21 protein-coding genes and 1 tRNA gene are annotated in these 23,552 nt (G+C 65.3%); 20 read left to right on the top strand and 2 right to left on the bottom strand.

Going from position 1 to position 23,552, the window contains the following annotated elements; all coding sequences use genetic code 11:
* Window positions 1-6 precede the first annotated feature (6 nt).
* The 16 genes from mraY (at window position 7) to ACSH0F_RS11280 (ending at window position 17,828) form a co-directional block, all read left to right on the top strand.
* A complete protein-coding gene (gene mraY / locus ACSH0F_RS11355; RefSeq protein WP_305931957.1) occupies window positions 7-1,077 on the top strand; it encodes a phospho-N-acetylmuramoyl-pentapeptide-transferase in 1,071 nt (356 codons plus the stop codon).
* Window positions 1,074-2,357, top strand: coding sequence for a UDP-N-acetylmuramoyl-L-alanine--D-glutamate ligase (murD, locus tag ACSH0F_RS11350; RefSeq protein WP_435202838.1), 1,284 nt, complete (start codon window positions 1,074-1,076; stop codon window positions 2,355-2,357). Before mraY ends, murD begins: the two co-directional genes overlap by 4 nt.
* On the top strand, window positions 2,354-3,622 hold the full coding sequence (locus tag ACSH0F_RS11345; RefSeq protein ID WP_422785411.1) for an FtsW/RodA/SpoVE family cell cycle protein: 1,269 nt from the start codon (window positions 2,354-2,356) through the stop codon (window positions 3,620-3,622). The genes murD and ACSH0F_RS11345 overlap by 4 nt, the downstream gene beginning before the upstream one ends.
* Entirely contained in the window at window positions 3,619-4,815 is a 1,197-nt protein-coding gene (gene murG / locus ACSH0F_RS11340) for an undecaprenyldiphospho-muramoylpentapeptide beta-N-acetylglucosaminyltransferase (RefSeq protein WP_435202836.1), read from the top strand. Before ACSH0F_RS11345 ends, murG begins: the two co-directional genes overlap by 4 nt.
* Window positions 4,812-6,230 carry a UDP-N-acetylmuramate--L-alanine ligase gene (gene murC, locus ACSH0F_RS11335; protein WP_435202834.1) on the top strand — a complete coding sequence of 473 codons (1,419 nt, stop codon included), beginning with the start codon at window positions 4,812-4,814 and terminating at the stop codon, window positions 6,228-6,230. The genes murG and murC overlap by 4 nt, the downstream gene beginning before the upstream one ends.
* Window positions 6,231-6,278: 48 nt before the next feature.
* A complete protein-coding gene (gene murB / locus ACSH0F_RS11330; RefSeq protein WP_435203177.1) occupies window positions 6,279-7,205 on the top strand; it encodes a UDP-N-acetylmuramate dehydrogenase in 927 nt (308 codons plus the stop codon).
* A gap of 8 nt (window positions 7,206-7,213) precedes the next feature.
* Window positions 7,214-8,209 (top strand): D-alanine--D-alanine ligase, encoded by a 996-nt coding sequence (locus tag ACSH0F_RS11325; protein WP_435202832.1) that lies wholly within the window; start codon window positions 7,214-7,216, stop codon window positions 8,207-8,209.
* Window positions 8,196-9,104, top strand: a complete 909-nt coding sequence (locus tag ACSH0F_RS11320; RefSeq protein ID WP_435202830.1) for a cell division protein FtsQ/DivIB — start codon at window positions 8,196-8,198, stop codon at window positions 9,102-9,104. The genes ACSH0F_RS11325 and ACSH0F_RS11320 overlap by 14 nt, the downstream gene beginning before the upstream one ends.
* The gene (gene ftsA, locus ACSH0F_RS11315) at window positions 9,104-10,390 is read left to right on the top strand and encodes a cell division protein FtsA (protein ID WP_435203175.1); all 1,287 of its coding nucleotides are present in this window, start codon (window positions 9,104-9,106) and stop codon (window positions 10,388-10,390) included. Before ACSH0F_RS11320 ends, ftsA begins: the two co-directional genes overlap by 1 nt.
* 135 nt (window positions 10,391-10,525) lie before the next feature.
* On the top strand, window positions 10,526-12,154 hold the full coding sequence (gene ftsZ, locus ACSH0F_RS11310) for a cell division protein FtsZ (RefSeq protein WP_435202828.1): 1,629 nt from the start codon (window positions 10,526-10,528) through the stop codon (window positions 12,152-12,154).
* Window positions 12,155-12,211: 57 nt separating this feature from the next.
* A complete protein-coding gene (locus ACSH0F_RS11305; RefSeq protein WP_435202826.1) occupies window positions 12,212-13,900 on the top strand; it encodes a tetratricopeptide repeat protein in 1,689 nt (562 codons plus the stop codon).
* 133 nt (window positions 13,901-14,033) lie between these two features.
* A complete protein-coding gene (locus tag ACSH0F_RS11300) occupies window positions 14,034-14,537 on the top strand; it encodes a YbjN domain-containing protein (protein ID WP_435202824.1) in 504 nt (167 codons plus the stop codon).
* A gap of 134 nt (window positions 14,538-14,671) precedes the next feature.
* Window positions 14,672-15,415 (top strand): Bax inhibitor-1/YccA family protein, encoded by a 744-nt coding sequence (locus ACSH0F_RS11295; RefSeq protein WP_278327383.1) that lies wholly within the window; start codon window positions 14,672-14,674, stop codon window positions 15,413-15,415.
* 171 nt (window positions 15,416-15,586) lie between these two features.
* Entirely contained in the window at window positions 15,587-16,495 is a 909-nt protein-coding gene (locus tag ACSH0F_RS11290) for a hypothetical protein (RefSeq protein ID WP_435202822.1), read from the top strand.
* Window positions 16,496-16,584: 89 nt separating this feature from the next.
* A tRNA-Ala gene (locus tag ACSH0F_RS11285) sits at window positions 16,585-16,660 on the top strand.
* A 49-nt stretch (window positions 16,661-16,709) separates the two neighbouring features.
* Complete coding sequence (locus ACSH0F_RS11280) at window positions 16,710-17,828, top strand: NAD(P)/FAD-dependent oxidoreductase (protein ID WP_435202820.1); 1,119 nt, start codon at window positions 16,710-16,712, stop codon at window positions 17,826-17,828.
* Here the strand turns inward: ACSH0F_RS11280 and ACSH0F_RS11275 are convergent.
* Window positions 17,806-18,696, bottom strand: a complete 891-nt coding sequence (locus ACSH0F_RS11275; RefSeq protein WP_435202818.1) for a DUF1499 domain-containing protein — start codon at window positions 18,694-18,696, stop codon at window positions 17,806-17,808. The genes ACSH0F_RS11280 and ACSH0F_RS11275 overlap by 23 nt on opposite strands.
* A 2-nt stretch (window positions 18,697-18,698) precedes the next feature.
* Window positions 18,699-19,166 carry a preQ(1) synthase gene (queF, locus tag ACSH0F_RS11270; protein WP_435202816.1) on the bottom strand — a complete coding sequence of 156 codons (468 nt, stop codon included), beginning with the start codon at window positions 19,164-19,166 and terminating at the stop codon, window positions 18,699-18,701.
* Window positions 19,167-19,275: 109 nt separating this feature from the next.
* Between queF and ACSH0F_RS11265 the strand changes: the two genes are divergently transcribed.
* Genes ACSH0F_RS11265 through ACSH0F_RS11250 form a run of 4 tightly spaced genes read left to right on the top strand, consistent with a single transcriptional unit; the run spans window position 19,276 to window position 23,544 of the window.
* Window positions 19,276-20,385: an LPXTG cell wall anchor domain-containing protein gene (locus tag ACSH0F_RS11265; RefSeq protein ID WP_435202814.1), complete on the top strand. Its 1,110-nt coding sequence runs from the start codon at window positions 19,276-19,278 to the stop codon at window positions 20,383-20,385.
* Window positions 20,386-20,436: 51 nt separating this feature from the next.
* A complete protein-coding gene (locus tag ACSH0F_RS11260) occupies window positions 20,437-21,273 on the top strand; it encodes a sulfurtransferase (RefSeq protein ID WP_435202812.1) in 837 nt (278 codons plus the stop codon).
* On the top strand, window positions 21,263-22,471 hold the full coding sequence (gene metC, locus ACSH0F_RS11255) for a cystathionine beta-lyase (RefSeq protein WP_435202810.1): 1,209 nt from the start codon (window positions 21,263-21,265) through the stop codon (window positions 22,469-22,471). Before ACSH0F_RS11260 ends, metC begins: the two co-directional genes overlap by 11 nt.
* Window positions 22,472-22,473: 2 nt before the next feature.
* Window positions 22,474-23,544 (top strand): mechanosensitive ion channel family protein, encoded by a 1,071-nt coding sequence (locus tag ACSH0F_RS11250; protein WP_435202808.1) that lies wholly within the window; start codon window positions 22,474-22,476, stop codon window positions 23,542-23,544.
* Window positions 23,545-23,552 lie beyond the last annotated feature (8 nt).

Genomic DNA, 23,552 nt, shown 5'->3' with positions numbered 1-23,552 from the left:
GCGCATTTGCTTTACCTTCTTGCCGAATGGCTGAACTTCGAGGGCGTCGCCAACCTCGTGCGCTATCAGACGTTCCGCGCCGGAGCGACGCTGATGACGGCGCTGGTGATCGGCCTGCTGATCGGCCCGCGCTTCATCGCCATGTTGCGCGTGCGCCAGGGCAAGGGCCAGCCGATCCGCACCGACGGTCCGCAGACGCACCTCGCCAAGGTCGGCACCCCGACCATGGGCGGCCTGATGATCCTGATCAGCCTGTCGCTGGCAGTGCTGATCTGGATGGACCTCAAGAACCCGTTCATCTGGGCCTGCCTCGCCGTGACGCTGGGCTTCGGCTTGATCGGCTTCCTCGACGATTACGACAAGGTGTCGAAATCGAGCCACAAGGGCGTCTCCGCCCGGACGCGGCTGCTGGCGGAATTCCTGGTGGCAGGCGCGGCGAGCTATATCGTCGTCAGCCAGATCAACACCTTCGTCTACGTTCCTTTCGTGAACGATTTCGGGGTCGAGCTGGGGCCGTTCTACTACCTGTTCGCGGCTGTCGTGATCGTGGGCGCCGGCAATGCCGTGAACCTGACCGACGGGCTGGACGGGCTCGCGACCATGCCGGTGATCATCGCGGCCGGCACCTTCGCGCTGATCGCTTATCTTGTCGGGCGCGTGGACTATTCCGAATATCTCGGCATCCCGCATGTCGAAGGCGCGGGCGAGCTGGCGATCTTCTGCGCGGCGATCATGGGGGCGGGGCTCGCCTTCCTGTGGTTCAACGCGCCGCCGGCTGCTGTCTTCATGGGTGACACCGGATCGCTGGCGCTGGGCGGCGCGCTCGGCGCGATTGCCGTGGCGACGCATCACGAGGTCGTGCTGGCGATCGTCGGCGGGCTGTTCGTGTTCGAGGCGCTTTCCGTCATTATCCAGGTCTTCTGGTTCAAGCGGACCGGCAAGCGCGTGTTCCGCATGGCCCCGATCCACCACCATTTCGAACAGCTCGGCTGGTCGGAGAGCAAGGTGGTGATCCGCTTCTGGATCGTCTCGATCATCCTCGCGCTGATGGGCCTGGCGACGCTGAAGCTGCGATGATCACTTCGACCGCCTGGAAGGACAAACGCTACGCGGTGCTCGGCCTCGCGCGGTCCGGCCGGGCAACGGTCGAGGCGCTGCTGGCGAGCGGCGCTAAGGTCATGGCGTGGGACAGAAGCGAGGAAGCGCGCAGCGAGTTTGCGGATCGTGTCGAACTGGCCGATCCGGTCGAGGCGGACTTGACCGGCTTCGCAGGCGTGGTCGTCAGCCCCGGTGTCCCGCTCAACACCCACCCGATCAAACCCCATGCCGACAGTTTCGGCGTGCCGGTGATCGGCGATATCGAACTCTTCTCTCAGGCGCGCAGCGGTCTGCCGCCGCACAAGGTCGTCGGCATCACCGGCACCAACGGCAAGTCCACCACCACCGCGCTGGTCCACCACATCCTCAAGACCGCCGGGCGGCCTGCCACCATGGGCGGCAACATCGGCCTGCCGATCCTCGGGCAGGAGCCTTTGCCGGAGGGCGGGGTCTATGTCCTGGAACTGTCGAGCTACCAGATCGACCTGACCTATTCGCTCGATTGCGACGTGGCGGTGCTGCTGAACATTACGCCAGATCATCTGGACCGGTATGATGGGGATTTTGAGAAATATGCGGCGAGTAAGGCGCGCTTGTTCGAAATGCAGTCACCGCAGCGTTTTGCGGTTGTCGATTTTCAAGCCGAAGCGGATGAAGATGTCCTCGAAAGCGCCGAGGATCCTCTGATCCAATTTATTGGCGACGTACCAATCGAAATCTCGGCTAATTGGCCGTGGCTGAAAGGTCGCCACAATCAGCAGAACGCGGCCGCGGCTTGGGCGACCTGCAGCGACATCGGACTGACCGATGGTGCTATTGAAAATGGCCTTGAGTCCTACCCCGGCCTCCCGCACCGCATGGAGCGTGTCGCTGAAATCTCAGGCGTCGCCTACGTCAACGACAGCAAGGGCACCAACACCGCTGCCTCCGCGCCCGCGCTGGCGGCATTCGACAACATCCACTGGATCCTCGGCGGGCTCGCCAAGGAGCCGGGGCTGGGCGAATGCGAGGCCGAGTTGCCTCATGTCAAAGCCGCCTACACCATCGGTCAGGCCGGGCCGGACTTCGCGGCGCTGCTCGAAGGCCGCGTGCCGGTCACGCCGTGCGAAACGCTCGATCACGCCGTGGCTCGCGCCGCTGATCACGCCGTGAGCGGCGACACCGTCCTCCTGTCTCCAGCCTGCGCCAGCTTCGACCAGTATCGCGACTTCGAAGCGCGCGGCGAACACTTCCGCGAGCTGGTGGAGGCCCTGAAATGAGCACCACCATGCAGCCCTATGTCCCCGGCAAGCGCCAGCCTGCGCATATGCCCAAGGGCCGCCTCTCGCGCTGGTCGGAGCTGAAGATCTGGTGGCGCGAAATCGACCGCGTGCTGCTGTTCCTGATCCTGCTGCTGATGAGCTTCGGCACCATCGCCGTCGCCGCCGCCAGTCCCGCCACGGCCAATCGCCTGTCGACCAGCAGCGAGACGCTCGATCCGCTCTATTTCTTCTATCGCCACATCGCCTGGCAGGTGGTCGGCCTCGGTACGATGCTCGGCGTGTCGATGCTGACCCGCGACAATGCGCGGCGGCTCGGCATCGTCCTTGCGGCGACGATGCTGTTCTTTCTGTTCCTCACCCCGCTGATCGGCGTCGAAATCAACGGCGCAAGGCGCTGGATCAGGATCGGCATGCAGTTCCAGCCGTCCGAATTCCTCAAGCCCGGCTTCGCCATCGCCATGGCATGGATCTTCGCCTGGCGCCTGCGCGACCCGAACCTGCCGGTTCTCGGCATCGCGACCGGAACCCTCGGGTTGATCGCTGCGCTGATGATGGCGCAGCCCGACTTCGGCGGCACCATCCTGTTTGCCGGCGTGTGGTTCGTGATGGTGGTGCTGTCCGGTGTCGATGCCAAGCGCATCGGCTTCGTCATCGGTGGCGGAATTGCCGGGATCACCGCCGCCTATTTCCTCTACGACAACGCCCGCCACCGCATCGACAGCTTCCTCGGCGGCGGCACGGCTTACGACCAGGTGGACCTCGCCAGCCGCACGCTGCTGGCCGGCGGCTGGACCGGTGCAGGCTACGGCCTCGGCATTCGCAAGATGAGCCTGCCCGAAGCGCATACCGACTATATCTTCAGCGTGATCGGCGAGGAATTCGGCCTGCTCGCCTGCGCGGTGATCGTGATCCTCTATCTCGCCATCGTCGGCCGCGTGCTGATGCGGCTGGTTGACGAGGAGGACCTGTTCGCATTGCTGGCCGGGGCTGGGCTGGTTTCGCTGCTCGGGGGGCAGGCGTTCATCAACATGCTGGTCAATCTCCAACTGTTCCCGTCCAAGGGCATGACCCTGCCGCTGGTGAGTTACGGCGGCTCCTCGACCATCGCCATCGGTATCGGCGTGGGGCTGTTGCTGGCGGTAACCCGGCGAAATCCGTTCCTGAAAAGCCGGACCAAGGGGCTTGGCGAGTGGATGGGAATAGGGCAGGCGGACGCGATGAATTCCCCTTCCGCTCGCCCCGTGCGCGAGATCCAGCCATGACTCGCTCCAGCCGCCATTATGTCCTCGCCGCCGGTGGCACCGGCGGACACTTGCTGCCGGCCTTTGCGCTGGCGACCGAGCTCGACCGGCGCGGGCATCACGTCGCGCTGATCACTGACGAGCGCGGGGCAGAGATCCCCGGCAAGCCCGACTTCATGCCGGCGCATGTCATCCCCGCGGGCCGCTTCGGGAAGAACCCGCTGCAATGGATCAAGGGCATCCGCGCCGTGCTGGAAGGCCGGCGTATGGCGCTGCGGTTGTACGAGAGTTTCGAGCCGAGCGCGGTGATCGGCTTCGGCGGCTATCCCTCTGCTCCGGCGGTGCTCGCTTCGACTTCCGCCGACATCCCGACGATCCTGCACGAGCAGAACGCCGTGCTCGGCCGCGTCAATCGCCTGCTGGCAGGCCGTGTCCAGGCAATCGCGACGGCTTATCCCGATGTGGAGCGGCTGGCGGACAAGCATTCGGACAAGGTCCACCTCGTCGGCAATCCGGTGCGCGCAGGCGTGCTCTCGCTGCGCGAAGAGCCATTTCCCGAGTTCACCGAGGATGGACTGCTGCGCGTGCTTGTTACCGGCGGCAGTCAGGGTGCCCGCGTGCTGTCCGAAGTCGTACCCGACGGGCTCGCTATGCTTCCCCCTGCGCTGCGCCAGCGCCTACAGGTAACGCAGCAGTGCCGTGCCGAGGACCTAGATGCCGTTCGCGAACGCTATCGCAATCACGAGATCCCGGCAGAACTCGCGACCTATTTCGAGGACATGGCCACGCGGCTCGCCGATGCGCATCTGTTCATCGGCCGCGCCGGGGCCTCGACCATTGCCGAACTCACCGCCGTGGGCCGCCCGGCCATCCTCGTCCCGCTGCCGATCGCGACCGACGACCACCAGGCATCGAACACGCGCGAAATGGCGAAGGCCGGCGGGGCGCGCATGATCCGACAGGAGCGGTTCACCGGCAAGGAACTCGCCAAGCAGATCAAGGCGCTTGCCGAGAACCCGCAAGGTTTGAACAGAGCCGCCCATGCCGCATGGAACTGCGGCCGGCCCAAGGCAGTCGAGGATCTCGCCGACTTGGTCGAAAGCTTCGGCGGAGCGGACATGATGGACGTCATCCGCGTCGGCGGAAACAATGCGCGCGGCGCTACGCAGGGCGTACCGGCAGGGCAAGGCGCTGCGAAGGAGGCGGCCGAATGAGGGGCGTACCGACCGATATCGGGACCATCCATTTCGTCGGCATCGGCGGGATCGGCATGTCCGGCATCGCCGAGGTGATGAACAATCTCGGCTACAGCGTGCAGGGCTCCGACATCAAGGAAAGCCCGGTGATCGAGCGGCTGCGCAGCCGCGGCGTGACGGTCTCTATCGGCCATGCGCCGGAGAATGTCGAAGGGGCGGCAGTGGTGGTGACGTCCACCGCCGTGAAACGGACCAATCCCGAGGTCGCCTTCGCACTCGAAAATCGCATTCCCGTGGTGCGCCGCGCGGAAATGCTGGCCGAACTCATGCGCCTCAAATCGACCGTCGCGGTCGCCGGCACGCATGGCAAGACGACCACGACTAGCATGATCGCCGCCCTGCTCGACGCGGGCAAGATCGACCCGACCGTGATCAATGGCGGCATCATCGAGCAATATGGCTCCAACGCCCGCCTCGGCGACAGCGACTGGATGGTTGTCGAAGCCGACGAGAGCGACGGCAGCTTCCTGCGGCTCGACGGCACGATCGCGGTGGTCACCAATATCGATCCCGAACACCTCGATCATTACGGCGATTTTGAGGGCGTGAAGGACGCCTTCGTGGAGTTCATCCACAACGTGCCCTTCTATGGCGCGGCGGTGCTGTGCATCGACCATCCCGAAGTGCAGGCCGTGATCGCCAAGGTGCGCGATCGCAATGTGGTGACCTATGGCTTCAACCTGCAGGCCGACATTTGCGGCGTGAACGTGCGGCCCGATGCGGGCGGCAATTGCTTCGACGTCATCGTGCGGCGGCGCGGGCAGGAAGATCGCCGGATCGAAGGCGTACGCCTGCCGATGCCCGGCCGCCACAATGTCCAGAACGCGCTCGCCGCGATTGCCGTCTCGATCGAGATGGGCTGCCCGGACGAGGTGATCTGCAGCGGGTTCAACCAGTTCGGCGGCGTCCGGCGGCGTTTCACCAAGGTCGGCGAGGTTCCGACCGGTGGCGGCGTCGCGACGATCATCGACGATTATGGCCACCACCCGGTCGAGATCAAGGCGGTGCTGGGCGCGGCGCGCGAAAGTGCGGGGCGGGGCCGCGTGATCGCCGTCGTCCAGCCACACCGCTACACGCGCCTCAACGATCTGATGGACGAATTCCAGACCTGCTTCAACGAAGCCGATCTGGTATATGTCACCCCTGTTTATGCGGCGGGCGAAGACCCGATCCCCGGCGTCGACGCGCAGGCGCTGGTCGATGGCCTCAAGGCGCGCGGACACCGCGCCGCCGCGACGATCGAGGACGAGCAGGACCTTGCCGAAACGCTCGCAGCCGAATTGCAGGAAGGCGATTTCGTGATCTGCCTCGGCGCAGGCGACATCACCCGCTGGGCGGCCGGCCTTCAAAACCAGATCGCGCTGGCAAGCTGAGCGATGGAGATGGACCAACCCGATGACGTGTGGAACTGGGACAGCGGCATGGCCCCCGATTGCGAGGTCGATGGCGGCGTCTCCGCGCCCGTGGCGATCGACGACTTGCGCGGCAAGCTGACCCACGATGCACCGCTCGCCAAGCTGGTCTGGTTCAAGAGCGGCGGGCATGCCGACTGGCTATTCGAGCCGGAAGACCTCGACGATCTGCGCGTCTTCCTCGAACGGCTGGGCGGCAAGCTGCCGGTGATGGCGCTGGGCCTCGGCTCCAATCTGATCGTGCGCGATGGCGGAGTGCCGGGCGTGGTCATCAAGCTCGGCAAGCCCTTTGCGAATATCGAAACGCGTGACGATCATGTGGTCGCCTGCGGGGCGGGGGCGCATGGCATCCTCGTCGCCTCGACGGCGCGCGATGCCGGGATCGCCGGCCTCGAATTCATGCGCGGCATTCCCGGCACGGTCGGCGGCTTCGTGCGCATGAACGGCGGAGCTTACGGGCGCGAGGTCAGCGACGTGCTGATCGACTGCGACGTCATCCTGCCGGGCGGCAATCTGGTGACGCTGCCCAAGGCCGACCTGCAATATACCTATCGCCACTCGGCCTTGCCGGACGGCGCAATCGTTGTTGCGGCGCGCTTCCAGGGCGAGCCGGGCGATCCCGAAGCTATCGGTGCGAAGATGGACGAGATCGCCGAAGCGCGCGAGAATTCGCAGCCGCTGCGCACCAAGACCGGCGGCTCGACTTTCAAGAACCCGCCCGGTCGCAAGGCTTGGGAACTGGTCGATGCGGCGGGCTGCCGCGGCCTGCAGATGGGCGGTGCGCAGGTGAGCAAAAAGCACACCAACTTCCTGATCAACGTCGACGACGCGACCAGCGCCGATATCGAAGGCCTGGGCGAAGAAGTAAAACGCCGCGTCTACGAGCATTCGGGCGTCGAACTCGAATGGGAAATCCAGCGGGTGGGGCGGCCATAGGAACTGACATGACCGACCTTCCCAAAGACTTGCACATCGCCGTCCTCATGGGCGGCTGGGCGAATGAACGCCCTGTCAGCCTCATGTCGGGCGAAGGCGTGGCGAAAGCGCTGGAAGAGCGCGGGCATCGTGTCACACGCATTGATATGGACCGGCAGGTCGCCGCGCGCATCGCCAAGGTCGCGCCTGATGTCGTGTTCAATGCGCTCCACGGCGTTCCGGGCGAGGATGGCACGGTGCAGGGCATGCTCGACCTGATGGGCGTGCCCTATACGCACTCGGGCCTCGCCACGTCGGTGGTCGCGATTGACAAGCAGCTGACCAAGCAGGCACTGGTGCCGCACGGCATCCCCATGCCCGGCGGGCGGATCGTCAAGAGCGCCGATCTGTACGAGCGCGATCCGCTGCCGCGCCCCTATGTGCTCAAGCCGGTCAACGAGGGCAGCAGCGTCGGCGTGGCGATCGTCACCGACGAGAGCGAATACGGCAATCCCATCGCGCGCGATGCCAAGGGGCCGTGGCAGGAATTCGCCGAATTGCTTGCCGAGCCTTACATCAAGGGCCGCGAGATGACGACGGCGGTGGTCGATTTCGCGGACGGCCCGCGCGCGCTGGCGGTGACCGAACTGAAGCCCAAGAGCGGCTTTTACGATTTCGATGCCAAATATACCGACGGGATGACCGATCACATCTGCCCGGCGGACATTCCCGAAAGCATTGAGCGGCTGTGCCGCGAATTTGCGCTGAAGGCGCACCAGGTGCTCGGCTGCCGGGGCACCAGTCGGACCGATTTCCGCTGGGACGAGGAGCAGGGCGAGGATGGGCTGTTCATCCTCGAAACCAACACCCAGCCCGGCATGACCCCGCTCAGCCTCGTGCCCGAGCAGGCCAAGCATGTCGGCATGGAGTATGGCGAACTGGTGGAGACCGTGATTGCCGCGGCCTTGCGCGACCATGCGGGTAAGGACCATACAGGTAAGGGCAGGGGCGATGGCCAGAGTTAGCCGCAAGCCCCAGGGGGTCCGGCGCTCGGCCGCTGCGCGCAGCCGGAGCCAGAAGGCGCGCGCCGCGCGCAAGCATACCAGCGGCATCCTCGACCGCATCATGGCCGCGCTGCCGTTCACCGAGGAGCAGTGGCACAAGTTCTTCCTGACTTCGATCATCGTCGTCGGGCTCGCCATTGCGTGGACGGTCGCCAGCTATGCGGGCGTGCCGGAAATGGCCCGCGACGAACTCGCAAAATCCGCCTCGCGCTCCGGCTTCGAGGTCAGCAAGGTCCGCGTCTCCGGCGTCGAGCGGATGAACGAACAGCTGGTCTACGAACGCGTGCTCGCCCAGCGCGACCGGCCGATGCCGCTGGTCGAACTCGACGACGTTCGCGCCAGCCTGCTGGAGCTGCCTTGGGTCGCCGATGCGCGGGTTTCGCGCCAGCTGCCCGACACGCTGAAGATCGATATCGTCGAGCGCGAACCCCATGCCGTGCTGCGCAAGCCCAACCGGCTTATGCTGGTCGATGGGCAGGGGCACGAACTCGAGCCGATCGCGCGTGAGGCGGCGAAGGGCAAGCTGCTGATCGAGGGGCCCGGGGCGCAGAAGCAGGTCGAGGAATTGGGCCGCCTGCTGGATGCCGCGCCGGCGCTGAAACCGCATATCGCCGGAGCCGAATGGGTCGGCAACCGGCGATGGAATCTGACCTTCACCAGTGGGCAATTGCTAGCCCTCCCGGAAGGCGATGCGGGCGCGCCCGCGCTGGTCAAGTTTGCCCAGCTAGACGGGATGCACCGGCTGATCGGCGGCAAGCCCATCGCTGTGGACATGCGCGTGCCGGACAGAGTCTATCTGCGCTGCAAGGACGGCCCGTGCCCGACGCAGCTGGCGCGCAACGGGCGGGCCGAGTGATGGCCGCCCCCACGCCACGCATAACCCGCGTCTATGGTGCCGTGAACGTCGGATCCTTCCGGGTATCGGCCATGATCATGGGAGAGGCCGAAGGCGGAGAAATGGTCGTGCTCGGCTCCAGCCACCGCGCCAGCGAGGGGATCAAGCGCGGCTATGTCACCGATATGCGCGCGGCGAGCCACTCGATCCGCACCGCAGTCGAAAAGGCCGAGGCCAATGCGAACACCTCGATCTCCAGCGTCTGGATCGGCTGCGCCGGGGCCGGGCTGTCGAGCCGCATCTCCAGCGTCGAGATCGCCATTGGTGGGCGGCGCATCGAGGAGGACGATATCGAGCATCTCCTCCATGCAGCGCGCGACCATTTGCATCCCGACGGGCGCATGGTCCTGCACGCGCAGCCGGCGCATTACATGCTCGACGGTGCGCATGGTGTCGCCAATCCCAAGGGCCTCCATGCCGAAGCGCTGAGCGTCGATGTCCATGTAACCTTCGCCGAAGGCGCACCGGTTCGCAATTTGATCGAGGCGGTGCAGGGCGCGCATCTCGAGGTCGAGGGCGTGGTCGCCAGCCCGCTCGCGACAGCATACGCCTGCCTTTCCGCCGAAGAGCGCGATCTCGGCGTGGCGTTGGTCGAGATAGGCGCGCAGGTGACAAATGTTTCCGTCCATGCAGCGGGCATGCTGCTCGGTCTGCAGTCGATCCCGGTCGGCTCGAACGACATTACCGATGCGCTCGCATCTTCGCTCGGCATCCGCCGGAGCCAGGCGGAGCGGCTGAAGTGCGTATCGGGTTCGGCGATAGCCACGCCGACCGATCACCGCGAGATGATCCCGGTGGACGGCCCGGGCGACAAGCCCGACGGGCGGCTGGCGCGCGGTGCGGACGAGCAGAACCGCATTCCGCGCGCGGATTTGGTCGGCACGGTCACAGACCGTCTCGGCGTGATGAGCGGCGAAATTTCGAAGGCACTCAAGGCGCTGGGCTTCGGCGGATCGCAAGGCGGGCAGGTCGTCCTGACAGGCGGCGGGGCCGAACTGCACGGCATAGCCGACTTCATGCAGGGCGCGCTCGGTCAGCCGGTGCGAATCGGCAAGCCGCCAGCATTGCAGGGCCTCCCCGAAGCCCACGCGACGCCCGGATTTGCGACGCTTGCGGGCCTGTGCCTTTACGCTGCGGAAGACCCGGTAGACATCCGCTCGGTCGGCTCGAACTACCAATCGACCAGCCGCTATTCCGGCTTCGCTCTGGTGAACCGTGTCGTACAGGCGGTGCGCGAGTATTTCTGATGGTTGAAACCCATGCACAACAGGGCATTAGGCCTTTGTGGATAAGCTTCTTCTACGAGTCTTCGCGCGATTCGCTTTGCGCGCGTAATGTGACATAGTGATTTTTCAGAATTCCGACTTTCCGGGGGATACCCAATGAGCATCAATATCGGTCCGGCATCCAGCGACGACCTTCGCCCCAAGATCATGGTGATCGGCGTCGGCGGTGCGGGCGGCAACGCGATCGCCAACATGATGGACGCCGGCATCGAAGGCGTCGATTTCATCGTCAGCAACACCGACGCGCAGGCGCTCAGCTCTTCGCCGGCGGAAAAGCGCATCCAGCTCGGCCCCGACATCACCGGCGGCCTCGGCGCAGGCGCGCGGCCCGAGGTAGGCAAGGCCGCAGCTGAAGAAACGGTTGAGGACATCGAGGACGCGCTCGACGGTTGCAACATGGTGTTCATCGCGGCCGGCATGGGCGGCGGCACCGGCACCGGTGCTGCCCCGGTTATCGCCGAGGCCGCTCGCAAGAAGGGCGTGCTCACTGTCGGCGTGGTAACCAAGCCGTTCCTGTTCGAAGGCACGCGCCGCATGCGCGCCGCAGAAGCGGGCATCGACGAGCTGCAAAAGCATGTCGATACGCTGATCGTTATCCCGAACCAGAACCTGTTCCTGGTGGCGAAGGCGGAAACGACCTTCAAGGAAGCCTTCATGCTGGCCGACGAGGTGCTGCAGCAGGGCGTGCGCTCGATCACCGACCTCATGGTCATGCCGGGCCTCATCAATCTCGACTTTGCCGACGTCCGCTCGGTGATGCAGGAAATGGGCAAGGCCATGATGGGCACGGGCGAGGGCGAGGGCGACAATCGCGCGCTCGAAGCCGCCGAACGGGCCATCGCCAATCCGCTGCTCGACGGTGTCAGCATGACCGGTGCCAAGGGCGTGATCATCTCGATCATCGGCGGCGAGGACATGAAGCTGCTCGAAGTGGACGAGGCCGCGAACCACATTCGCGAGCTGGTCGACGAAGACGCGAACATCATCTGGGGCTCGGCCTTCAATCCCGAACTCGAAGGCAAGATCCGCGTGTCGGTCGTCGCGACCGGTATCGAAACGGATGGCAGCGTTCAGCCTAGCGCACCGCAGGCGTTCTCGATGAGCGATAGCCGCGCGCCCAAGCGTCCGGTGCTCGACCTGCCGACCGAGACGATCGATGACGACGAACCGTTCGAATTGTCCGAAGGCCTGTCCGCCGAACCGGATGCCGAGTCCGGCGACGCCGACACGCTCGACCTCACGGCGGAAGCGGGCGACGACAGCCCCTCGGTCCTCTCCGACGACCTCGGCTACGGCTCTGCGGACGACGACGAGGAAGAAGATTACGACGATGTCGACGGCATTGTGGATCCGCTCGCTGGCCTGCGCAACGAGGACGGCGAAGTTCCGCCGCCCGCAGAGGATGGCGAATTCGGCAGCGGCTGGGCGGAAGATGCCGGCCAGCCCTCGCCCCTCGACCTGTCCGAGCCGATGGAAGAAGGCGGTCAGGACAGCTCCTATGGCGAAGGCGAGAGTCCGCTCGCCAGCAAGCCGGGCAAGAAGCGCCCCGTGCTGGGCGGTGACGACAGCGGGAGCGATGCCGGTGCCGGCAGCACGCTGTTCGAGCGCATGGCCAATCTCTCGCGCGGTGCCAACAAGCCCGACGAAGAGGACGACGAAGACGAGGACGACGAGGGCGGCTCGCTGAACATTCCCCGCTTCCTCGGACGCCAGAACAACCAGTAAGACACGCAGCCACCCGGGCCAGCGCCTGTTCAGGCGCGCCCGGGTAAGGGCAGGATCATGGTAACACTATCGCGGATCACGGTTGCAGCGGTCTTGGCCGCTGCAGTTGCCGTGCCGACCGCGGCCCACGCACAGCGCGAGATCGTCCAGCCCTTGCCGCCGAAAGGGTCCGACCGGTTGAGCGACGCCTTGCGGCGGCTTGCGCGCAATGCGGCCGATGTTTCCGCCCTGCTCGACGCCGGCGAGGCGGCATTGGATGTCGGAGATATCGATGCGGCGATCGGCTTTTTCGGTCGCGCGAAGCAGCTTTCGCCCACAAACAGCCGCATCAGTCTCGGCCTCGGCAAGGCATATGCCCGCTCGCGCCAACCGATCGAGGCCTTGCGCCTGTTTGCCGAGGCAGAACGGGCGGGCGTCACCAATGATCGCATGGCGGAAGATAGGGGCATGGCCTTCATGCTCGTCGGTGACAACCGCAGCGCGCAGGAGCTTTTCCGGCTGGCGCTGGCGCAAGGTGCCGGGTCGGAAGTAAAGCGCCGCCTCGCGCTCAGCCTGGCGATCTCGGGAGCGCGCGAGGCCTTCGAGCAGACCCTGCTGCCCTTGCTCGAAGCCCGCGATCTCGCAGCTTTTCGCACACGCGCATTCGGTCTGGCGATCCTTGGCGATACGCGCGAGGCGATCGACATTTCCGATGCGATGCTGCCCGCGCAGATGGCCGGCCGGGTTCGGCCCTATCTCGAGTTCATGCCCCGCCTGACGCCGGCACAGCAGGCAGCGGCGGGGACGCTCGGGGTGTTTCCACGCGCGGCCAATATCGGCACGGACGACCCGCAAATCGCCGCCTACGCGCCGGTCGCTCCTTCACCAGCCACGTCGCAAGCACCGGCGACGGCACCTCCACCTGCGGCAGCTCCCCAGCCGCGAGCCATTCCGCCACGGCGAGTGGCCTCTCGCCAGGCCGAGAGCAGGGCTCTCGCACGCGAACGGCAGGAGCGATCACGCCGGACCGCGACGGTTGGGCCGCGTTCGAGCGAAAATGCGGGGATTGCACCCGATCTCTCCCCGACGACTACGCGGGCGGCGCAACCACAACCAGTGGCGCAGCCGGTGCCGCAGCAAGCTCCCGCTCCAGCGCAGCCTGCGCGAAGTTCCAGGGCGGCAGAGGAAGCGCCGCGAGCCGCTGCCATTTTGGCTGATACTGCGTCGGCGCCAGCGCCTGCAGAGACCGCGCCTGTGGTGATTGCGCGGCAACCCGCCACCACGCCGAACATAATCGATCCCGCCCGCGCGACCGCCGCTTCACCACCACCACCACCCCCGCCACCTAGCGAACCGGCACCCACGCTCGAGCAAGCCTTTGCCGGCTTCTCCCTCGAGCCGACCACGTCCCGCCCGGCAGCGCAGGGGGCGGTCGACATCACGCGTATCGAGGCACCGCGCGAGAAGGCCGAGCCTGACCCCCCGCCGCCGCCCGCCCATCCGTCGCGGCACTGGGTGCAGATTGCGACCGGCAAGGACGTGTCGGCGCTCGGCTTCGACTGGCGCCGGATCGCTCGCAAGGCGGACGGGCTGCTGGAGGGCAAGGGGCCCTTCGTGACGCCATGGGGGGAGGCCAACCGCCTGCTTTCCGGGCCCTACCCCGATGCTGGTTCTGCCCGGGAAATGATGAACAAGCTCAAAGGTTTGGACATCGACAGCTTCACCTTCCGCAGTGCCGAAGGCGAAGCGATCGAGCCCCTCGGCTAATTCACCTCGCGCGCCTTGTGCACAGGGTTTGCACAAGCGAAAACGGTTCTCCCCAGCAGCGACAATCGGCTGGATTGCCAAGCCCCGTGTCCTGTCGGCATCCAGCGTGCATGACGTGTGAAGGACAGGCTCGATGAGAACGGCAAGCGAAAGCTACGAAGCGGACGAGGACGCAGCTCCGCTCGATATGCTGGTGGCCCTGTTCGAGGCACGCGGATGGCCGTGCCAAAGCGCGCAGGGCGAGATGAGCGGCGAAATCCAGGGTAGCTGGACGAACTACCAGCTGCGCGGGATCTGGCGGCCGGAAGACATGGTCCTGCAGGTCATCTGCCTGCCGGAAATCCGTGTGCCGGACAGCAAGACAAAAGCCGCTCACGAGCTGGTCGCGCGGATCAACGAGCAACTCTGGCTCGGCCATTTCGACATCTGGTCCAATGGCGGCGTGGTGCTCTATCGCAACGGGACCATGCTGGGCGACGATGGATTGCTCAGCCTCGCGCAGGCCCAGTCTCTGGTCGAAATCGCGGTCGATGAGTGCGACCGCTTCTATCCCGCGTTCCAGTTCGTATTGTGGGGCGACAAATCACCCTCCGACGCGCTCAGTGCGGCCATGGTAGATGCGGCGGGCGAGGCCTGAGTATCGTCAGTGATTTTGGTTAATCGAACAAGGTTCGACATTCGTCGGTTTCCCTTGAAATTCGGGCCCCGAATGGCGATATTGCGCGTATGAGAAGCGGCGGGTGTGATCGCCGCTTATGGGAGTACTTTGAAATGGCCAATTGGAACGACAACACCGAGCAGCGGCAGGGCTTCGGCTCCGTGCCCCGCGCGGGCGATGCCGTTACCCGGCAGGAAACCTTCGACGCAGGGCTGCGCAAGCACATGCTGTCGATCTACAATTACATGGCTTCGGGCGTGCTGCTGACCGGCATCGTCGCGCTGCTGACTGCGCGTAGCGGGCTGGCGCTGACCTTCGCCAGCGGTCCGCTGATGTGGATCGTAGCGCTGGCGCCGCTGGCATTCGTTTTCGCGATGAGCTTCGGGGTGAACAAGTTCTCCAAGCCGACGCTGCAGATCATGTTCTGGGCCTTCGCGATCGTCATGGGCCTGTCGCTCTCGACGATCTTCCTCGTCTATACGGGCGAGAGCATCGCCGCGACCTTCTTCGCCACGGCGGGCGCCTTCGCGGGCCTCAGCCTGTTCGGCTACACCACCAAGAAGGACCTGTCGGGCTTCGGCACGTTCCTCGTGATGGGCGTGATCGGCTTGCTGATCGCGATGGTGATCAACATCTTCCTGCAATCGAGCACGCTGGCGCTGGCCGTAAGCTTCCTCGGTGTGCTGATCTTCGCGGGCCTCACCGCCTACGATACGCAGCGACTGAAGCGTGAGTACCAGTACCTGCGCGGTACCGAGTTCGCCGGCAAGGCGATCATCATGGGCGCGCTGAGCCTCTATCTCGACTTCATCAACATGTTCCTGTTCCTCCTGCGGTTCATGGGCAGCCGCGAGTGATCGCGCTCCACTGATCGCACACAGGATTCGTTTGGACGTGCCCGGGGCGCAATGCGCGCTCCGGGCATTTTCTTTGTCCTTTCCAGCCGCTAAGCATTGCTGCTTCATCCCCGGTCAATCCGGGGCGGGGCAAATTAACGACAGATGTACTTCCAGGAGGGTCCGCCAGCCATGAGCAGCGCCGCACAACCGATATTTCGCATTACCGCCGTGATCAGCACGATCGCTGCCCTCGGCGCCTGCGCGACGCCGCCTCCTCCGCCCCCGCCACCGCCGCCACCGCCGCCGGTCGAAGCGGTGCCTTACCGCCCGGTCCCGCCCAAGCAGGCGGCCTATGTCATGGACATTCCCCGTGTCGGGCCGCTGGGTGTGCGCCAGACGGTGAATACCGGCATCAGCGACGACGAGCGCGTATGGTACTTCCGCTCCGCATGGAACGTGGCGGCGCTCAATTGCCTCGATCCGCAATACCAGCCGATCCTGGACGGCTACAGCGATTACATCTCCACCCACGGGCGCGCTCTCAAGCGCGTGAACGACCGCATCGACGCCGAATATCGCAAACAGGCGAGCACCCGCCGCGAGGCGATCATGGCGCGCGAGGCACAGATGACCATGGTCTACAACTATTTCGCCCTGCCGCCGGCGCGCGGCGAGTTCTGCGACACGACGTTGCAGCTTGCGAACCAGTACAATGCGATGGACACGGTCGATCCGACCGCCTTCGCGCTGACGAATTTCAGCACGTTCGAACAGCCCTTCGAGAACTTCTTCCGCGCCTACGAGCAATACGAGCGCGATTCGGCGTCATGGGATGCGCAGTACGGGGCGCGCTACGGCTCGTCGCAGCCCGGCTATGTGGCTGCGCAGCAGGCGCGTGTTTCAATGGTCGCTCCGCAGCCCGGAATAAGCGATCCCGCGCTGCTAACCAATCAGCCGAATGTCAATGAGACCACTGTGGTCGATCCCGATACGGGCGCGCGCATTCCCGTGGTGCCGGTCGATACGCGCAATGAGTCGACGCCCATCGTCCAGCCGGTCCCGAGCGATGCGAATGAGAGCGACACGCCGCAGGATTGAGCGGGCCCGCCGGATTTGGTCTGGAAATAGACGGCGCGCCGGGTTAATTGGCGCGCCTTCCCGGCTGTAGCCGGGGCGTAAGCTGGAACGGGGCCGTAGCTCAGTTGGGAGAGCGCGTCGTTCGCAATGACGAGGTCAGCGGTTCGATCCCGCTCGGCTCCACCAGGCTTGCCAATCCCGCGACAAGTCGTGCTCGAAGCGCTAGTGTTGCGACATGATTGCGCGCGTCGATCCTGTCCTCCTGCTCGCCGGGGCGGGCCACGCGCATCTCGGGGTAATCGACGACTGGCGCAAGCACGGCCCACCACGTGGTCGCACGCTGCTGGTCGAGCCGCTCGATGCGATGTTCTATTCAGGCATGGTGCCGGGCTGGATCGCCGGCGAATATCGCGCCAGCGAGCTGGCCATCCCACTGGCACCGCTGGTAAAAGAGGCGGCCCTGGAATGGCATAGGGCGCGCCTTGTCCGGATAGATCCGCAAAAGCGCATCGCCTATCTCGACAATGGCGAGACGCTGGCGTTCGATATTTGCTCCACTGCGACCGGAGGTGCGGGGCAGGCGAGCGACGTTCTGGGTGCGGACGAGCGCCTGCTCGACATCCGCCCGCTGAGTGGTTTCATCGGCCGCTGGGAGTCTCTTCGTGAGGCCGAGCCGCACCATCGCCGGATCGCAGTCGTCGGCGGGGGTGCAGGGGGTGTGGAGCTGGCCTTCGGCTTGCGCAATTCCAGTCACTGGCGCGATTGCAGCGTCACGCTCGCGACCGGGGCTCGAGGACTATTGCCCCATCACGCTATTGCTGTGCGCGAGCGCGTAGCTCGGGAGTTGGAAGCACAGGGCGTCGCAGTGATGCGCGAAGATGCGGCGATCCGCGATGGCGCGCTGATGGCAGGCAACCGTTCGCTCGAGCCGCTCGACCTGATCGCAGCCGCGATCGGCAGCGGCGCACCCGACTGGCTCGCCGTCAGCGGCTTGCCGGTTGATGAGGACGGCTTCGTGCAGGTTGACGAACACCAGCGGGTCTGCGGATTCGAGCATATCCTTGCTGCCGGAGATGTCGCGCGCCGGACCGACCGGAGCGTACCGCATTCCGGCGTGCATGCCGTTTACACCGGCCCGGTGCTGGCCAGAAACCTTCGGCGCATGCTGGACGGCAAGCCGCCGCGGCGCAGCTACAGCCCGCGTTTCATGGACTTCTACCTCCTCAACACCTGTCGCGGCGAAGCGATCGCCAGCTACCGGCGGTTCGGCCTGCAGTCGCGCTGGCTGCGTCGGGTGAAGGACTGGCTCGACACCCGCTGGATCAGGCGATTTACGCGCCCAGCCGGTCGATGATCGCTTCGCGCAAATCCTCCAGCCGCCCGGCATTGTAGCCGAGATCGGATACCCCGACGCGGCTGACCGAGCGCAGGTCGATCTGGCCGTCCTGCACACGTGCGACCACATCGTCCTTGAAACCGAAGGCGAAGGTCTCCGCCACGCCTTCGACCGAGTTCATACCCGACACGCGGCGCACGTCCGTCAGGCCGACCTCGCCCATGGCGGCCACGATCGCATCGAAGGCTTCCTCGTCCGTGCGGTTGCCGATTACGATGGGATCGAGATTGTCGTAATTCTCGGCAATCAGGTCGGCGTGGTTCTTCGCCTTGAGCGCTGCGTCATCACTGTCCGCCCACATCTCCAGCTCGCCGAGGGGAGTACCGTAATCGTTGATCGGATTGGCACCTATTTCGCCGCGCAGGGTCATGGTGCGAGGCGAGAATTCGGGCGGGTCGCGCAAGTCGGTGGAGACGTCGTGGATCGGCGGAACGCTCTCCGCCTGACTGCGGATCGTGGAGAGACCCATGAACAGGATTGCCGGAATGGCGAGGCCTATGGCTGCTTTCCACCACGGGCCGCGCGGCGTTTTGAAGAAGGCGAATGCCAGCGCGACGATCGCGAAGATCGACGCGACGAGTAGCAGGATCACGCCCGCCTCGCGGATCATGAAGCCGAGGCCGGTCTGCCAGGGGATGATGCCGATCTTCGGTCCGAACGCGGCAAGGGCGAACCACGCGAGCACGGCCAGCGATAGCCACAGCGACCATTTCGGCAGGCTCTTGCGCCAGACGCGGCGCGGCTTCTGCGTCGCGGCTGTCTCGCTCGAGGTGGTGGTCGCGGTGTCGTCGTGAGTGGCCGCGTCGGTCTCGTTATGCTCGGCCATGCTCAGCCTCTCCCCCTGTAGGATGCAACGCCCTGGTCGGGCAGCCAAAGGTCGGCAGGCGGCGCGCCGCTCTGCCAGAATACGTCGATTGGAATGCCGCCGCGCGGATACCAGTAGCCGCCGATCCGTAGCCACTTGGGGCGCATCTCGTCGAACAGGCGCTTGCCGATGCCCACGGTGACATCCTCGTGGAAACCGTTGTGATTGCGAAAGGAGCCGAGGAAAAGTTTCAGGCTCTTCGACTCCACGATCGTCTCGCCCGGCGCATAATCGATCACCAGATGTGCGAAATCCGGCTGGCCGGTCACCGGGCACAGCGAGGTGAACTCCGGTGCGGCGAAGCGCACCAGGTAGAGCTCGCCTGCGCGCGGGTTCGGCACGTAGTCGAGTTCCGCCTCTTCGGGCGAACCCGGCAGCGGGCTGTTCTCGCCGAGGAACCGGGGGCTGTGTGTGTCGCTCATGCCGCGCATCTGCCGTGAAAGGCGGTCCGGCGCAAGGCGGGGCTTGGAAGCGCGCGCTTCAGTACCTATTCAGCGCGGCGCAGCGCATGTGCCTGCTTTTCACGAACGCGCCCGAAACATGCCGACTTTTCGCCTGCCCCTGATTGCCCTGATGCTGAGCCTTTCCGCGCCTGCGATGGCGCAATCGGCGCAGGATTTCTCGCTCCCGCCGGGGCCGACGCCGACGGCGAACCCGCGCGCGCAGGGCCCGGTCGATGAAGAGGGCAGCGTCGTTCCGGTCGCGCCGCGCGTAATCAATACGGCGCGCCCGACACCGACGGCGACTGCCACACCGACGCCGACCCCAACCCCTACGCCTAGCGCTACCGTGACCTCGCCGCGTAGCGTAGCGAGCCCGCGGCCCACACCGTTGCCGCGCTCGGTCGAGACCGTTCCGGTGTCGCCGCGTATCCCGGCGCCTCAAGAGCCGGTGCAGGATATCCCCCCCGTCCAGCCTACGGACGGCACGCCGCCCATTCCCGCGCCGCCTGCCGCGCCAGATGTTCAGCAGCCGCTGGACGAGGCGGAAATCGCCGGTCCTGCGGAATCCGCAGCCGAAGACACCGACTGGACGTGGCTGGCGATCCTTGTCGCTGCGCTTGCTGCGATTGGTGCCGGGCTGTTTTTCTGGAAGCGTCGCCGGACCAGCGCGCCTGCTCCGCAGATCGAGCGGCCGGTCGTTGCGTCAGTGCCGAAAGCCAATGCGGCCACGGCTGCCGATGCTCTGACCGTCCGGCTGACCGCGGAAAAACTCACCCGCAGCGCCATGTTCGCGACGCTTAAATATCGCCTGACGCTGGTCAACCGTACCGACGCGGCGTTGAGCAACGTTACTGTCGGCGTAGACCTGGTTTCCGCCAGCGCGGCAAGCCCGATGGAACAGCAGGTGGCGACGACCGAAACCAGCCTCGAGCCAAAGCATACGCTGGCCCGCATCGCGCCGCGCCAGAATGTTGCTGTCGAGGGGCAGGTCCAGCTGCCGTTGTCGACCGCGCAGGTCATCATGCAGGGCCGCCACCCGCTCCTCGTGCCGCTGATGCGCGTGCGGGTCGATGGCGCGGGCGATGGCGCGCTGGTGAAGACCTTCGTGGTCGGCCAGGGCCAGCCCGATGGCGGCCGCGTCCAGCCATTCCGGCTCGACGAGCCGCCGCGCAGTTATGCCCCGATCGCCCAGCGCGAGCTGGCCTGACGCCGCGACCCTTGGCTCGACTTGCGCGCCGAGCCCCGCTACCCGCAGCGGATGGATCGCCTCGTTTCGACCGATTGGTTAGCCCAGCACCGCAAGGACGCGGACCTCGTCGTGCTGGATGCAACGATGCACCTGCCCGACAGCGGCCGCGATGCGCGGGCCGAATATCTTGCAGCGCACATTCGCGGCGCGCGTTTCCTCGACCTTGCGAGCTTTATCGACGAGGGTTCGGAGGTTCCGAAAGCCTTGCCTACCGCCGAACAGTTCGCCGCGCGAATGGGCTCGCTCGGTATAGCGCGGTCCAGTCGAGTCGTCCTGTATGACGACAGCGCGATCAAAAGCGCCGCGCGCGCCTGGTTTATCTTCGACCATTACGGCATGGACCAGGTCGCGATCCTCGATGGCGGCCTTGCGAAATGGCAGGCGGAAGGTCGTGAAACCTCCGAAGGTGGCGAAGCATGTGACCCGGTCGACTTCCCACTTCCAACGCCGCGACGGTCGGTCCGGAGCAAGGCGGACATGCTCGCCAATTGCGCCACCCGCGAGGCGCAAGTCGTCGATGCTCGCGATGCTGCGCGCTTCGCCGGTGCACCGGACAGCGGCTCGGACGGGCACATTCCCGGTGCGGCGAACCTGCACTTCCCGCGTCTGTTTCGTGAGGACGGCACGTGGAAAGGCGCGCCAGCCCTGCGCGCCGAGTTCGCTGAGGTAGGTGTAGACCTGGATCGGCCGGTCGTCGCAAGCTGCAACAGCGGGATGACCGCCTGCGTCCTGCTGTTCGGCATGGGGCTTGCAGGCAAGGACGATGCCGCGCTTTACGACGGCAGCTGGATGGATTGGGGCAGTGATCCTGCCACCCCGAAGGAAAGCGGTGCTCATGGCGAATAGTCGCGACGATGCGAAGCCAGCTACGCAATTGGTGACCGCAGGCCGCTCGGGCGAGTTTGCGGACCGGGTCGTCAACCCGCCCGTCTGGCGCGCCAGCACGCATCTATACGAAAACTGCGCAGCGCTGCGGGCCGGGCCGAAGAGCAATGCCGATGGCAAATTCTTCTACGGTCGCCGCGGCGCACCCACGCAATGGGCGCTGAGCGAGGCGCTGACCGAACTCGAACCCGGGGCGGCGGGAACGGTGCTCTATCCCAGCGGCGTCGCAGCGATCGTCGGCGCGCTGATGGCGGTTTTGCGCAGCGGCGACGTGCTGCTGGTGACGGACAACGCCTACGACCCCACGCGCAGCACGGCGATGGGTATTTTGAAGCAGTTCGGCGTGGAGCACCGCTTCTTTGACCCCCTCGACCTCGACGGTTTTCGCGCCGCGTTCTGCGACAAGACCCGCGCGGTCATGCTCGAAGTGCCCGGCAGCCTCACCATGGAGATATGCGACATCCCGGCGCTTGCCGCAATTGCGCGCGAGCAGGGCGCTGTCAGCCTGATCGACAATACCTGGGCCACATCGCTCGGATTCCCGGCGCTGCAGCATGGCTGCGACATCGCCATTACTTCGCTCACCAAGCATGTCGGCGGCCATTCCGACCTGATGATGGGCGCTGCCAGTGCGGGCGAGCGCTGGTATCGCCGCCTGCGGATCACCGCTCAGCAGCTGGGCCATGTCGTCTCGCCCGACGATGCGGCGCTCGCGCTGCGAGGCCTCCGGACGATGAAACTTCGGTTGGATCAGGAAAGTATTAGCGCGCTGGCGATCGCCGAATGGCTCGCGGCGCGCGACGACGTGGCGCACGTGCTGTGCCCCATGCTGCTGGGCGCGCCAGGCCATGAGCTCTGGCAGCGCGACTTCACCGGCGGCTGCGGCCTACTGAGTTTCGTCATCGCCGGCCGCGACGATGCCGCTCGCTGCCGCCTCGTCGACACGCTCGATCTGTTCGGCATCGGCTATAGTTGGGGCGGCTACGAAAGCCTCGCCCTGCCGTTTGACGTCGAACCCGTGCGCAGTTGCATGGAGTGGCCGAAAGCGGGCTGGGGGCTTGAGGATCGCCATGCAGTGCGGCTATCGATCGGTCTCGAAGACCCAGCGGACCTCATCGCCGACCTAGAACGCGGCTTTGCGGCGATGAACGAAGGATAGACGTGCAAGGCACAGCCGCCCCGACAGCGACGCCCTCGCCAGAGCCGACCCCGGTCGAACAGGCCTGGAGCCTGGCCGAAGACGCGCCCGAGGAAACCTCCGTCGCCGCCGCCGAGGGTATCCGCGAAGCGGTCAGCTCGAAAAGCGAAACTGCCGGCACGATCCTCGATACGCTCGACGCATTCGCGCTGAGTTTCGGCGATTTCCGGGTGTCGGTGTTCGACATCCTGATCGTCGTCGTGGTGATCTTCGGGGTCCTCGCGCTGGCGTGGTTCATCAGCAAGCTGGCCAAACGCGGCGTGCGCCGGATCACCAAGCTCGACGATACGCAGCAATTGCTGGTCGAGAAGATCGTCACCATCGTGGTCTGGGCTGCGGCGTTCTTCCTCGGCATAGACCTGCTCGGGATCGACCTCACCGCGCTCGCGGTGTTCTCTGGGGCTTTCGGCCTCGCCATCGGTTTCGGCCTGCAGAAGACTTTCGGTAACCTGATTGCCGGGATCATCCTGCTTATGGACAAGTCGATCAAGCCCGGCGACGTGATCGCCGTGGCCGACATGGCAGGCAACGAAACCTTCGGGCAAATCCGCAAGATCGGGGTCCGCGCCGTTTCGGTGACGACCCGCGACCAGCGTGAATATCTGATCCCGAACGAAAACCTGATGATCAATCAGGTCGAAAACTGGTCCTACTCCAGCAAGAACGTGCGCATGCAGGTGACTGTCGGTGTCAGCTACGAAGCCGATATGGACCTCGCCGAAAAGCTGATGCTCGAAGCGGCCTTGCAATGCGACCGCGTGTTGAAGGCCCCGCCTCCGACCGTGTGGATGAGCGAATATGGCGACAATTCCGTCAATTTTACGATCCATTGCTGGATCGACGATCCCGAGGAAGGGGTCGGCAACGTCCGCTCTGCCGTGCTCAAGAAGCTGTGGTGGCTGTTCAAGGAGAACGGGGTGGAGATCCCCTTCCCGCAGCGCGACATCCATTTGCGCAGCAGCGACCAGCTCGACCGCATGTTCGCACAGTTTGCCGACCAGCAATCCAAGGCCTCCAAGGTTACAAAAGAATAGATTGCCGC

The organism is Qipengyuania sp. 902 (assembly GCF_051195295.1).
GTDB lineage: Bacteria > Pseudomonadota > Alphaproteobacteria > Sphingomonadales > Sphingomonadaceae > Qipengyuania.
Note: the sequence above shows the minus strand (reverse complement) of the source record. Positions and strands in the feature narration are given on the sequence as shown.